The following is a 13,706-nucleotide window of genomic DNA, read 5'->3' on the forward strand; positions in this document are numbered from 1 at the left end:
TTATATATCCTGAATATTCGGTTGATAACCCTGTAAATGTAAATGGTTATCGTGATCACCATTTGTAAAAGTGACATGGGGCAAAGTTCTGTTTGGTTGACCTTTTCTCTTCATCACTTGCGATCCAAATGATTTATAACCGAAAAGATACAGTGCATTTACAAATCTTACATTCGCATCCCAGTCAAATCTATCAACGTGGCTGACAAGAACTGGACCATCTTTATGGCAACCATTAATTCCTAAATAGCGAAAATCCCCATTAATCCCGTTGAAGTGTGAATCACTACCTACCGATCGACCATCTCGAGCACTAAATCCAGAACCGTGATAATAACCATATCCTAAAGAACACATCGCACCAATAACTGCTGCAAACGCATCTCCCTTCAGATAATATCTTGATCGACCAGGTAAATAAATATCCCACAAATATCCGACTTTACCATCCGGACTCTTGTAGGATTTGAGCGTCCGTTGGTCTACCAAATAAACATTTCCACCTACGACCCCATTACCTTTTTTACGTTTAGGTGCGACTATAAATTCAGTTTTGCCAATATGATGTGATTGCCCATTTTTATCATAATAAATATATTCAGCAAAACCTGTTGCAGCTGCATTCTCTCTTTTGATTTTACCATCAGAGTAAATATGATAACGCGTCGTATCACTTGTTGCGGGTGTTTGATTAGAAACAGTTGTTAAAGGTTTACCCCCATTCTCTGTATGAGTATTTTGTTGAGACACTTTAGGTGGCTCTTGTTTAACTTCTGGTACTTTAGCAGGGGCTGGTGGATTAGGCTTACTTTGGGATGGCGCATTAGTAACAGGGTTTTGTTGTGGAACTTTTTGCCCTGATTCTAATCGTCTCGATTCCTTAATAAAACCTTCATTTATTCTAAATATCCTATATGGACTTCCATTAATTACCCGAGCTTTTACCAATGAATTTGAACCGACACCAAAACCATATACAAAACCAACTAACATTTTTAAGTTAATTACACCTGCAACATTGGTTTTTTTTGAAATTTGCCGACCTCGATAAAAGATAGTTACAGCGGTATTTGGAACAATTTGATCATCTTTTTTGACAATCATCTGAAAACTATGAACTGGTAGTCTCACTTTGATTGTCTGATTAGAGAGTGATTCTTCAACCTTGAAGTGATGAATCTTTTGGTATTTCCCATCCCCTGAAACAGAAACCTCTATATCTTGACCAACTTCTGCTGAAATATTATGTTTTATACCGCTCCCATCTGCAGAATGCTTTTTAATATTATTTTTATACGTAAGAAAAAAGCCCATATTTGAGATTGGTTTTCCAGTATCAGCTTCAACAATCTGTATATTGAAGTTCACATCTTTCGTTTCAACTGCTTTAGATTCTTCTGTAATACTTGGAGCTTGCTCATTTCTAACTTCTTGAGGCGTTTTATTCGCCTGTGGTTTTGGTTGAGGAGCACTATTCTGTTCTAAAACAACGGGTACTGATATTTGTTTGGTTAATTTGATTGTATAACTTTCCTTCTTATCTTTTTGCTGCGTAATCTCAAGTGCTTTTCCATCAACAATTATTTTTATTTTAGTACCAGGATGCCTAACAATTACAGGAATTTTTCCTTCTTCACTTGTTTTATAATCATTAGAAATCTTTCCAATTTTGCTATAATATTTTCCTTCTTTGTACTCAGACTCTACTATAATTTTTTTACCTGAAACAGCATTCCCTTGTTCGTCCACAACATTTATATAAATCTTACGATTACAACAGCTTTCTAAATCATAATGAGCAAATAATGATATATATTCACCCACTTTTGTTCCAAAAGCATCAGCTTGGTTGCCTAGACCCTGTACAAACTCTAAAACATATTTAGGACCTTTTAAGTGTGCTCCTGCAATGCATCCTGACTCTGTAATTTCAACCCCATTAATACGAACGCCATAAAATTCATTTACATTTCGATTATTCAGCCTAGTACAGAGTGTATTGATCCATTTATTAAATGCTTTTATTTGAACCGTTCGATCTTTGAGAAAAACACTTTTCGAAGTGACATCATCTAAACCCGTCCAACTTCCACTCCAGTCATTAACCGAAAATGATTTCTGAAAAAGGCTATTAGAATCATTACTAAAAGTATATGGTGGCTTAAAATACCCCAAATCATAAAGTGCACTTTCGCCAAATTGAAAATAACCAATAAATCCATAACCTGCAGTTTTACCATTATGTACTTTTCTAGCAGTCAAATTAGGATCGACAAGATCAGATAAACTCAAATCTGATGAAGACTCTCGACGAGATACTGCATATATATATGCTTGCCTATCCTCACCAAATGACTTTCCATTTACTGGAGAAACAAAACTCATAGTGCCCCCTTAGATTCTTGATCAATTTGTTTAAATAAAATTAGAACTTTATTTTTTGTTTTATCACTCATATTTGTAGAAAATTTCATTTTATTGTTATCAAAATTGAAACTCAGGTCTTCATTAAGATTGAGCATTACATCACCTAAACTCTTACCGTCATCAATAATATAAAATTTCTGAGGCTTATTTTTATTCGTTAATGAGATGAGTAAAATATTTTGATCTGAACTTTTGATATTCCAACATTCATCAGGAATATGTAACCAATGACCTGTATTGAGATCTATCTTATTTTGCTTTAAAAGCTTAGAGACAGGCTCTTTAATATCTTTACGCTGAAAGCTACATTTATCAGATTCTATATAATTAAAGCTTACGACTTCATTATCTATGTTCCGTTTTGGAAATTCCTTGATAACTTCTGCATTACACCAAGTCACAAATAATAAAATGAATAAGAAAGAAAATATTGTTTTCATGATCAAGCCTTACTTTCCAAAATTACAAAAATCTGCTTCTAAATCTTCATTACAAGATTCATTTTGATCTTCTATTGCATCATGATCATCTGCAGCGCCACAACAGCCCTCACCCTCACAACTACTATGATCTGTAGTGTCATCAATATCGTTCTTTATAACTATTAATTCTTTTAAATCTTCACTATCATGCCCAAGAATAATTGCTTCCACATTGTCAGCACTATCACTGAAAAACCGTTGTGTGCGTCCAAGGTCATCCAAAACACCAACAAATTCAGTTTTTCGTGAATGATTTACGAACTTAAATCTGACCTGCTGTTTTAATTCATCTTTACTAAAAATATTACCAAAATCAAAACGTCGGCTAAAAATTCCACTCTCAGGCATTTTCGGCAACTGCGCATTAACTGTTGCCCCACTGGTAAACAAATGTTGTCCTGACTTCACTTCAAACTTTCCACCAGTTTTAATAAAGACACCACTCCCATTCACCACCAACTGAGAACCACCCGCTTTTAGATCGATCTCTTTAGAACTGGTCAGCTCAATCTTGTCTTCAGTTGCAATCAGCTTAATCACTTTCTTTGCAATGATTTCAATCAAGTCATCCTGTGCCTGTACTTTTATCGGTCCTTTTGCAGCAAACGCACTTAACCCTTTCTGTGCAGCAAACAAACTAATTTTATCCTGTGCATGACCCACAATATTCTTCTGAGCGCTCAGGTTAATCGAACCATGTGCACTTTCAGCAATATCTTGAGAAGCTTGAAGAATAATGTCTTCTGGTGTGGTTAATGCAATCCCATTTGGCGAAGCCAATAACATCAATGCTTGACGGAAAATCTTACCTTGTTCTTGTTTGGCGTTGTCACTGCTATTTTCCAGACCTTGTGTATAGCCCTCCATAAAGCCCTGCAAACTACTCAAAGCCTCCAGCGGCTTAATTTCAAGCTTATTACCCTTGTTAAATGTTCCACAGGTGCTCATGATGTCAAAATCTTTGATTTCGACATTGGATAAGACTTTACCCACATTACTGATGGATTCAAAAGGATTAGATTTAATATTATCTTTTAGGCTCGCAAGCTTGCCTTTAATGATATCTGTACCGTGTTCTTCCACATTTTCAATAAATGCTTTTAAGTTTTCAACGGCTTCTTTCGCATCAGAAAAATATTCATTAAATTCATCCACAATACCTTTTGCATTACCACCTAAGGCACCAATATCTTTAATGAATCCACCACAATCTTTTAAAGCATTCAAGGGATCATGACTCACCCCTTCTTTAAATAGATTTAGAGTTGTATTTAATGCCTGTCCTGCACTTTTTAATTCAAGGGATTGAATGAATTTAGGCAAACGATTGATAACATTCAATGCATCGGTTTGTTGCTTAACAGCAATCTCACTTAGCACCTTCATGCTTTCAGCTCCTTGATTCAACAAAGACTGTGCTTGGGCTGCTTCTAAATGATCTGCAATCGCATTTTCTTGGGCATAGGTCGTGATAAGCATGCCTTTTCCTGCACGTACCGCACCATAAGCATCTGTTCTTAATTCAAAACCCTCGCCACGCCCATTGCTGGTTTCTTTATCTTTGGGATGACTTAAATTTCCCAAATTAAGTTGTGTGGCTGCGTGACTGCTTTGCAGTTGGGCACTGATTTGCCCAGTCGTGTCATCAAATCGGAGTTGGTTAAAGCCTGAACCACCGACTTCAGATGAGCGGATACCACTGAGTTTCTTGGTATCTGGAAGCTGACCTTTGACATCAAACATGGTTTGATGGCGTTCTGCTTCATGTAAACGCCCCATCACAAATGGACGATCTACATTGCCATCAAAGAAATCAATCACCACGATTTCACCAATCCGCGGATGAAAACGTGTCCCGTAACCTTCTCCTGCCCATGAGGTTAATACATCCACCCATGCTGAGTCGGTATCGTTATCATTGGAACCTGCACCACCGTCATGGCTATTATCGTCGCTACGGGTAAACAAGAAACGAACTTTAATACGTCCCCATTGGTCCACATAAATTGTTTCACCTTGTGGACCCACCACTTTAGCGCGTTGCGGGAATGCAGACGGTCTGTGTGTTAATGGATTGTATTCTGGAACGACTGGAATTCTGCGTCGTACCAATGATAGTTCATTGGCTTGACGCTGATCTTTAATCAAATGATTCCAATAGTTTAAATTAAGCAGTTTAGAAAGTTGATCTTGCAGTTCTTTCGGTAAATTATTCTGATTATAGAAGGTTTTACCGAGAATCAAGAACTCGCGATCTGAACCTTCATGCTGATCAATTTCCGGATGCTCTCTCAACTCAAACCAATAACCAACTTGTGCATCACGTACTGAACTGATTGCGGTAAAATATTTGGCTTGTAGTTCTTGGTATTGTGAAAGTTGAGTACTGAGTTTATCGACTTGAGTCGAACTTGAAGCAGTGGTTTGGTCTTCACCTTTGAGGTCACTGGTCCATGCTGGGCTAATGGTCCACGCCTGCTCTAAACTCAACGTTTCATTGTCTTGTTGTTCACTATGCTGATGATTGCTGAGTTGACTATCACCCTGATCTTGTGCGAGATTGTCAGCTTGCCAACGCTGCACTTGTACGGCTGTGGATTGGATTGATCGTTGTGCAATTAAGCTGGTAATGGTATCAAATCGTTCTGTTGCATGACTGCGATGGAAGCGTATACTGCGTCTAGGCATTGCTTCATATTGACTATTGTCATCAATCAATCTTAATTTCTGGGTTTGAATCTGTGCAGCGGAAACGGGAACTATACGTTCAGATTCATCAACTAACCAGTTAATGCCCTCACTACGCCACAATCTTGTTAAAAATTCGTAATCTGTTTCGTTTGATTGCATCACAAAAGGACGCACATCATATTGTTTTTTTAAACCACGGCTATCCAAACTCAAACTAGATGCAAATAATGCACTTTTGGTTTGCCATTCCTTGAATAAAACTTCAGATATTTCCAAAATACTTTTATTCATGAAAACGCGGCTATTGCGACGTTTATGCCAAAGGCTGGTCGCATCTTCAAGCGTGAGCTTGTAAATACTTAATGCACCGTCACTTTGTCCTTGACTTGCGCCAGTAATGATTCCTGTGGTTCGATAGAGTTCCCCAAAGTCAGTGACTTGGTCAACAGAAACCTGACAACCTATAAATTGTTTTAAAGCAATATGTGCATTGGTTGAAAGGCAAAGTAATTCTGCTTTCAATCCTTGATTAATATATTGTTGTCCCTGAATGCACTGTAGAAATACACTGCCATTTAAGGTTTGATTTGAGAATTGGACATGGACAGCCCTTGTCTGTAACCCTAACCCAAAACTTTCAAGTAAAGTATTAATATTTCTCAACATTTTAGTTATTGATATTCAATGACATGTTGGCTTATTGTAAATAAAAACTCAGAGAAAGACATACAGAAATTGTTAAAATTTTTATTTTTGTAACTGACAAACTCAAAATCCATCTCATTTTTATGAGAAAAATATAGATATTTAAATCAATACCAACCTTCAATTTTATCCGTTTATCCTATTACAAAAGGGGCAATTTGCCCCTTCTATAAAAATTGGAAATGCTTAGAAAGGAACACGCTTATAATCACGGTAAGCAGGTTTCCAAAAGTTTTGCTCAATGCTTTCGAGTAATTGTTCATCACTCATTACAGTGGCAACACCATCTTGCATTGCTGCTTTGGCCACTTTAAATGCAATAATTTTAGAAACTTTCTGCAACTCGTTTAAATCCGGTAGCAAGTCCGCATGAATATCTTGTAACTTTGGTGAACAATCTGCCAAAGCCGAACTTGATGCCATTAACATGTTATCTGTAACACGCGTAGCCTGAACTGCCACAACACCTAAACCGATACCTGGGAAAATATAAGAGTTATTACATTGGGAAATATTAAATGTTTCACCATGATAATTCACTGGTGCAAAAGGACTACCTGTTGCGATCAATGCTTTGCCTTCAGTCCATTGAATAATATCGGCAGGAACCGCTTCGACACGTGAAGTCGGATTGGATAGCGGCAATACAATTGGGTATTCACAATTTTCAGCCATGGTTTTAATGATTTCTTCTGTAAATAAGCCCGGTTGACCCGATACACCGATCAATACCGTTGGTTTGGCATTTTTAACGACATCCAGTAGAGAAATAATTTCTTCTGCATTGCCCCAATGCGCAACATCATCAGGCTTCTGTGCAAGTTTACGTTGGAAATCAAGTAAGTTTGGCTGATTTTCAGTGATCAGACCAAAACGATCAACCATAAAGACTTGCGCGCGTGCTTCTGCATCGGTTAAACCTTCAGCCACCATTTGCGCAATGATCTGTTCTGCAATCCCACAACCCGCTGAGCCTGCACCCAAGAAAGTTACTTTTTGATCTTTCAGCTGTTTGCCTGCCGCACGACTTGCCGCAATCAGTGTTCCTACACACACAGCTGCTGTACCTTGAATATCATCGTTAAAGCAGCAAATCTTATCACGATATTTTTCCAACAACGGCATCGCATTCTTTTGTGCAAAATCTTCAAATTGAATCAACGCTTTTGGCCATCGACGTTTCACTGCGGCAATTACTTCGTCTACAAACTCATAGTATTCGTCACCACTGACACGTGGTTGTGACCATCCCATATAGATTGGATCATTGAGCAATTGTTGATTATTGGTTCCCACATCTATTGTAATTGGCAATGTATATGCGGGACTAATACCGCCGCACGCGGTATAAAGTGATAATTTTCCGATTGGAATACCCATACCACCGATACCTTGGTCACCTAAACCAAGAATACGTTCACCATCTGTAATCACAATCACTTTAACGTTCTTACGATTGACGTTATGGATGATCTCATCAATATATTTACGATCAGGGTAAGAAATAAATACACCACGATGACGTCGATAAATATCCGAAAAACGCTGACATGCCTCACCCACTGTTGGTGTATAAATAATCGGCATCATTTCACTTAAATGATTTTCAATCAGATGGTAAAAAAGTGTTTCGTTGGTGTCTTGAATATTTCGTAAATAAATATGCTTATTGATTGCTTCACTAAAAGAACAATACTGCTGATAAGAACGTTGACTCTGTTCCTCGATACTTTCAATCACATGAGGAATCAAACCGTGTAAGTTGAACTGAGTTCTTTCTTGCTCTGTGAAGGCAGAGCCTTTGTTGAGTAATGGCAGTTCTAGTAAGGCATTGCCTGCGTAATGAATATATAGAGGATATTTTTTCAAGGTTTCCGTTGGCATTTCCATTCTCATTGAAGCAGTCATTCTGCTTCTATCTTTTGCTAAGCTACGACTTTGGTCGCATACAAGCTTAAGCCTATTTTCGACTAAATGGGTATTTAGATACGTGATAGTGATATTCAAAGTATTTTACAGAATGATAAATTATTCTCATTTTTGAAAAATCCGTTATACATTTGATACAAATTATAATTTTTTATATAAATAACAAGGCATTAAATAAATTATTCAAGTGACTTGCTTTCTAATCCGCTTGCATGATGATTGATTTTTTGCATATTTCAATTTATTTTGTTCTCAATCAAATGAAGCACATCCAATAACAATGAACACAAATATTTTTATCCTTCTGATTAGCACTGTGGTGCTCTGTACTGGTTGTCAAACAGCAAAAAAAGTATCTTCTGGTGTTTCCAAAACCACTGAAAAGGTCAAAAGCTTGGTCGGCCTCGGTGAAGCAAAAGTTCCTGAAGTTGATAAACAAGGTGTCGTTGATGTCAGTAAAGCGACCTTGGAAAAGCTTGAACAAATGAAACTCAATATGCCCACTGGGCAATGGGTCTATATTGAAAATGATTTACAGGGAATTTATACCCTACAAAACAAAGCTGCTGACGGCAATATTTTATATTTACGTTTAAACTGTAAAATTCCTTCGCAGAAATCTGGTTTCAGTATCGAAGACAAAGACGGCAAAGAATTACTGAAAGCGCATGATCCACAAGCAGGTCAAGTGCAGTTCCTGGTGGATAATAAGAACTATGGCAATCCTTTTGATTTGGTCAATGCGAAAAAAATGCCGACTTTCCAAGCTACTCTGAGTAAGGCAAAAGTCATTAAGATTTTTAACAATTCTAAGCTTTATACTTTTAACAATGGACATGCTGAATTACTCAGCAAACCCGTCAGTTGTATGTAAAATAGCACAACTTTATTTAGGCATATCTACAAACACAGCAGTCAGTCGACGAACGAGAGGTAAAACAACCAATACAACTGGATATGCCACTGCCCAAGAAACCATCCATGCTGAAAGCCATTTCGTCCAAAAACCCTCAACTAAGCCAACATTAATCCACATATTAATCAATGAGACCATTCCACTCATTAAACAAGATAAAAACAGAGGCATGATCCATGCAGCGAATTTTGCAGGGAGTTTCGGAATATTTCCAATAATCGTGGGAGGCATATTTGACATGAGGACTCAAAATTGAATAGGCAAGACAATTTTATGCTTTTCAAGTGAGTGAAACAATCAATCATTCCACATCACATCCGACACATTTTGCCACTTTGTTTCATTAGGTAAGCTCATTGGTTCATCGTAGAACATTGCTATGCAATTTAAAGCAATCTCCAATGAAATGATTGCATTTAAAGGCAGCCAAGTATCGTCTCCAATATCAAAAAGTTTCGAATTCATTTGTTCATTGCAAGTTAACCAAGATTCGCCTTGTTGTACGGTAGGGATATTTTTGTCATAGCGCAAGATCAAGCGTTTACTGTCAACAAACCAAAATAACAGAATGATTTGTCCTTGATTTGGAATATTCAGTGCAAAATAGCCTGAGTTTGAAAATTCAAGATCTTGCGCTTTAACCTGATTAAACAGTCGAATAATTTGTTCTTTTTTTATTTCCTGATCATCAAATTGATCCAAAAAACTCACCAACATCACCAGTTATCCTTTTTTGAAACAAGACCAATTTGCGCTGTCAGTTGACCTTTTCAATAACGAAAATAGATAAAAAGTCGAAGACTGCGATTTTTCCAATTGAATAAGTTTTATTCTATACAAATGCATTCCCCTAAAAGGCTTAAAATTTGCTATATTTAGCGTTTTTCTGCGACATTTATTTCTCTATAGATTATGAATACGGCCATACAAGCAGCTCTTGATCATGCAGTGCAATCCCTACAAGCTGAAGGGACTCTTCCATCTGACTGGAAAAACACAAGTGTTTTAACGCGAACCAAAGACCGAAGCCACGGTGATTTCGCATCAAACATTGCCATGATGGGTGCAAAAGTTGCGGGTATGAAACCACGTGATCTTGCTGAGAAAATTTTAGCAAATCTCCCAGAAGTGGTTGATATTGCAAAAGCTGAAATTGCCGGACCTGGTTTTATCAATTTCTTCCTCAATGCAGATCAACGCTTTGCTGTACTTGATCAAATTCAAGCACAAAAAGATGTGTTTGGTAAAACCCAAGCCAACGCTGCCAAAAAAATCCAAGTTGAATTCGTTTCTGCCAATCCAACATCCAGCCTACATGTAGGGCATGGTCGTGGTGCGGCGTATGGAATGACTGTTGCAACATTATTAGAAGCAACAGGTGCTAAAGTTGATCGTGAATATTATGTCAACGATGCAGGACGTCAAATGGACATCCTTGCGACCTCTACTTATTTACGTTATTTAGAATTGACTGGGCAAACTTTAGTTTTCCCAAAAAATGCCTATCAAGGTGACTATGTTAAAGAAATTGCTCAAAGCATTATCGATAAAGATGGTGATGCGTATGTGCGTCCTGTCGCTGAGATTTATAAAGATGTTCCTGAAGACGTTCAATATGCTGAAGAACTCGATGCTGATGGCAACAAAGTCGTGCTTTCAGGCGATAAAGAAAAGCATATTGATGGCTTGATTCATAACTCACAAACACTGATTGGTAAAGGCTATCGTGTATTCCATCAAGCGGCTCTACATGCCATTTTAGATGATATTAAAGATGACCTTGGGGAATTCGGCGTTACTTTTAACCAATGGTTCAGTGAAGCATCTTTGACTGATAAAATTGACGAAGCACTTCAAACTTTAGATCAACGTGGTTATCTGTATGAAAAAGATGGCAACATTTGGTTTAAATCGACTGAATTCGGCGATGAAAAAGACCGTGTTGTAAAACGTCGTAATGGACAAACCACATATTTCGCCTCTGATATTGCCTACCATTTGAATAAACTACAACGTGGCTATACGGACCTGATTGATATCTGGGGTTCAGACCACCACGGTTATATTTCACGCGTAAAGGCAGCCATTGATGCGATGGGGTATGACTCATCTAAACTTACCGTGTTACTGGTGCAGTTTGTAAGCTTATGGCGCGGTGGAGAGATGGTACAAATGTCATCTCGCTCTGGTCAATTTGTGACTTTACGTGATCTTCGTAAAGAAGTTGGCAATGATGCGGCACGTTTTTATTATGTCATGCGCAAATCTGAACAACATATCGACTTTGACCTAGATCTAGCGGTATCACAAAGCAAAGACAATGCAGTGTATTATATTCAATATGCCCACGCACGTATTTGCCGTATGTTAGAAAAAGCAGCAGCAACAAATATTCAATTTGATCCTGAAAATGCACGTCAATTTGCTGCAAAATTAGAACTTGAAGCAGAAGCTGAGATTTTGGCGAAACTTGCTGCTTATCCTGAAGTGATTATTCGGGCGGCAAACAATTATGAACCGCATCAAGTGGGTAACTATTTGAAAGAACTCGCGGCTTTATTCCATGGTTGGTACAACGAGAATAAGGTTTTAGGTGAAGATGCTGAATTGACACAAGCACGTTTACTGCTGTCTGCCAATGTTCAGCAAGTTCTTCGTAATGGTTTAGAACTGCTTGGTGTTTCTGCACCTGAAAGCATGTAAGTCAGTAATAAATCATTACTTTACATCGCGCTCAAGCGAAACTATGCTTGAATGCGATGTTAAACAATAAATAATAAGAGGATTTCTCGTGTTTGGAAAAACGCAACGCGGTGTGTCTGAAAGACCAACCAAACCTAAACAACCATTGATTCCTAAATGGTTAGGGATGCTTGTGGTCATTTTAATCGTGTTAAGTTTTGGTGTCGCACTGATGCTATGGAAACCATGGGCACCTGTTCAACCTCGAAATGAAATTACATCTGAACATTATCAAGAAGATACCAACAAAGACTACCGCTTTTATGATCTGTTGCCACAACAACAAGTCACACCGATTCCTGAACAAGCGGTTCCAGAAAATAGAAATCAGCAGCAACCTGTGATTGTTGAAGCACCTTCTCAAACTCAAACAGACAATGTAGATGTCGGTGTAAATGCTGAGCGAACAGCACCAGCCCAACCTGAATACATCCTGCAAGTTCGTAGTTATGATGATCCCGATGCCGCAGATGCTCGTCGTGCCGAAATTATTTTAAATGGTTTATCTGCTGATGTTGTACAAAGTACTGAAGGTGGCAAGACTTGGTATCGCGTGATTTCTGGTCCATACGAGTCACAAAATGCTGCGGTCATCGCACAGCAAACCCTACAGCATAGCGGAATAGATTCGATTGTGGTTAAACGTTAATTTCTCTTCCCCATTGAATTAAGCTATTTATTAAAAACAGAATGTCTTAGCATCCTGTTTTTAATTCAAATTTTAACTGTTCCATCTGTTCAAATTATCCGCCTATTTTTTACTCAAAAAAATATAATTCGACTAAATATTTACCCAAGCCGATCAAAATTAGAGTAATCTACGTCCCGCAATACATTACCCATGTATCCGCAGAGAGATCAAAAGTCACCAATACTCTTGATTTGCTGTCCTGTAGTTGGCGTGACGATCAAATCCGAACATTACAGGGCGCTCCGAACTTGGCATGGGTAAATCCGTATTTGCATCATCCGCTACTCTTCCTAAAATAATCCTTTCCTTTTCCTAGAAAATCTTCATTTAAACTTCACTTAAAATTCATTCGCCTAAAGATTTCAATTTCAGTACACTCAACACAAGATGATCAATATTTAATTGCAATGAGTCATAAAAAGCAGATTTTATGCGTTGAAGATGATGCAGCTATACTTATGCCATTACGCTACGCACTTGAGCGTGAAGAGTGGCAAGTCACATGGGCAAATTCAGGTCTCCAAGCCCTTAATTATATTCAACAACAGACTTTCGACTTTATCATTTTAGATATTGGTTTACCGGACTTAAATGGCTTTGATGTATGTAAAAAAATTCGCCATTTCAATCACACCCCACTACTCTTTCTGACTGCACGTGATGATGAAATTGATCGCATTGTTGGCTTAGAGATTGGTGCAGATGACTATTGCACTAAACCGTTTAGCTCAAGAGAAATTGTCTCTAGAATCAAAGCCATTTGGCGAAGAATGGAGATTCAAAATCAGCTTCAACAAAATACGCAAATCACGTCCCCTTCGATATCCAAACATTCTCAAACATGGCAATGCAATGATGAGTCTTTGCAGATTCAATACTTGGGTACTGTACTGCAATTAACACGTTATGAATATCGTTTACTTAAACTGCTGATTCAACATCCTGAGCAAGTATTTAGCCGTCAACAATTGATGGATCAGGTTTGGGAACATCCTGAACACAGTCTAGATCGAACGGTTGACACCCATATCAAGAGTATAAGGAATAAACTTAAACAAATTTCTGCTGAACAAGATCCCATTGAAACTCACCGTGGCTTTGGTTATAGCCTAAAAAGGTAAGG

At 37.9% G+C, this 13,706-nt stretch carries 10 protein-coding genes; 4 read left to right on the plus strand and 6 right to left on the minus strand.

Annotated elements, in window-relative coordinates:
* The 4 genes from OSH00_RS18475 to OSH00_RS18490 form a co-directional block, all read right to left on the minus strand.
* Positions 1 to 2,385 (minus strand): hypothetical protein, encoded by a 2,385-nt coding sequence (locus OSH00_RS18475; RefSeq protein WP_266131639.1) that lies wholly within the window; start codon positions 2,383 to 2,385, stop codon positions 1 to 3.
* Entirely contained in the window at positions 2,382 to 2,867 is a 486-nt protein-coding gene (locus OSH00_RS18480; protein ID WP_266131640.1) for a hypothetical protein, read from the minus strand. Before OSH00_RS18480 ends, OSH00_RS18475 begins: the two co-directional genes overlap by 4 nt.
* Before the next feature lie 9 nt (positions 2,868 to 2,876).
* Positions 2,877 to 6,266, minus strand: coding sequence for a type VI secretion system Vgr family protein (locus tag OSH00_RS18485; RefSeq protein ID WP_266131641.1), 3,390 nt, complete (start codon positions 6,264 to 6,266; stop codon positions 2,877 to 2,879).
* Between the two features lie 225 nt (positions 6,267 to 6,491).
* A complete protein-coding gene (locus OSH00_RS18490) occupies positions 6,492 to 8,189 on the minus strand; it encodes an NAD-dependent malic enzyme (protein ID WP_266131642.1) in 1,698 nt (565 codons plus the stop codon).
* 325 nt (positions 8,190 to 8,514) lie between these two features.
* On the opposite strand from OSH00_RS18490, the gene OSH00_RS18495 reads away from it, so the two are divergent.
* Positions 8,515 to 9,108 carry a hypothetical protein gene (locus tag OSH00_RS18495; protein ID WP_196075086.1) on the plus strand — a complete coding sequence of 198 codons (594 nt, stop codon included), beginning with the start codon at positions 8,515 to 8,517 and terminating at the stop codon, positions 9,106 to 9,108.
* Between the two features lie 12 nt (positions 9,109 to 9,120).
* Here the strand turns inward: OSH00_RS18495 and OSH00_RS18500 are convergent, their stop codons facing one another.
* Complete coding sequence (locus OSH00_RS18500; protein WP_266131643.1) at positions 9,121 to 9,390, minus strand: DUF2798 domain-containing protein; 270 nt, start codon at positions 9,388 to 9,390, stop codon at positions 9,121 to 9,123.
* A 57-nt stretch (positions 9,391 to 9,447) separates the two neighbouring features.
* Entirely contained in the window at positions 9,448 to 9,867 is a 420-nt protein-coding gene (locus tag OSH00_RS18505; RefSeq protein WP_266131644.1) for a hypothetical protein, read from the minus strand.
* Between the two features lie 195 nt (positions 9,868 to 10,062).
* On the opposite strand from OSH00_RS18505, the gene argS reads away from it, so the two are divergent.
* From argS to creB, 3 genes are all read left to right on the plus strand, one after another.
* Positions 10,063 to 11,853: an arginine--tRNA ligase gene (argS, locus tag OSH00_RS18510; RefSeq protein ID WP_266131645.1), complete on the plus strand. Its 1,791-nt coding sequence runs from the start codon at positions 10,063 to 10,065 to the stop codon at positions 11,851 to 11,853.
* Between the two features lie 88 nt (positions 11,854 to 11,941).
* Entirely contained in the window at positions 11,942 to 12,541 is a 600-nt protein-coding gene (locus tag OSH00_RS18515; RefSeq protein ID WP_004832014.1) for an SPOR domain-containing protein, read from the plus strand.
* A gap of 449 nt (positions 12,542 to 12,990) precedes the next feature.
* Entirely contained in the window at positions 12,991 to 13,704 is a 714-nt protein-coding gene (gene creB / locus OSH00_RS18520; protein ID WP_266131646.1) for a two-component system response regulator CreB, read from the plus strand.
* The last annotated feature ends 2 nt before the right edge of the window (positions 13,705 to 13,706 follow it).

Source organism: Acinetobacter nematophilus, from assembly GCF_026344175.1.
GTDB classification, from domain to species: domain Bacteria; phylum Pseudomonadota; class Gammaproteobacteria; order Pseudomonadales; family Moraxellaceae; genus Acinetobacter; species Acinetobacter nematophilus.

Excerpts from the sequence above, each read along its gene's own strand:
- OSH00_RS18475 (WP_266131639.1), bottom strand. The coding sequence starts at position 2,385 with ATGAGTTTTGTTTCTCCAGTAAATGGAAAGTCATTTGGTGAGGATAGG.
- OSH00_RS18480 (WP_266131640.1), bottom strand. The coding sequence starts at position 2,867 with ATGAAAACAATATTTTCTTTCTTATTCATTTTATTATTTGTGACTTGG.
- OSH00_RS18485 (WP_266131641.1), bottom strand. The coding sequence starts at position 6,266 with ATGTTGAGAAATATTAATACTTTACTTGAAAGTTTTGGGTTAGGGTTA.
- OSH00_RS18490 (WP_266131642.1), bottom strand. The coding sequence starts at position 8,189 with ATGCCAACGGAAACCTTGAAAAAATATCCTCTATATATTCATTACGCA.
- OSH00_RS18495 (WP_196075086.1), top strand. The coding sequence starts at position 8,515 with ATGAACACAAATATTTTTATCCTTCTGATTAGCACTGTGGTGCTCTGT.
- OSH00_RS18500 (WP_266131643.1), bottom strand. The coding sequence starts at position 9,390 with ATGTCAAATATGCCTCCCACGATTATTGGAAATATTCCGAAACTCCCT.
- OSH00_RS18505 (WP_266131644.1), bottom strand. The coding sequence starts at position 9,867 with ATGTTGGTGAGTTTTTTGGATCAATTTGATGATCAGGAAATAAAAAAA.
- argS (WP_266131645.1), top strand. The coding sequence starts at position 10,063 with ATGAATACGGCCATACAAGCAGCTCTTGATCATGCAGTGCAATCCCTA.
- creB (WP_266131646.1), top strand. The coding sequence starts at position 12,991 with ATGAGTCATAAAAAGCAGATTTTATGCGTTGAAGATGATGCAGCTATA.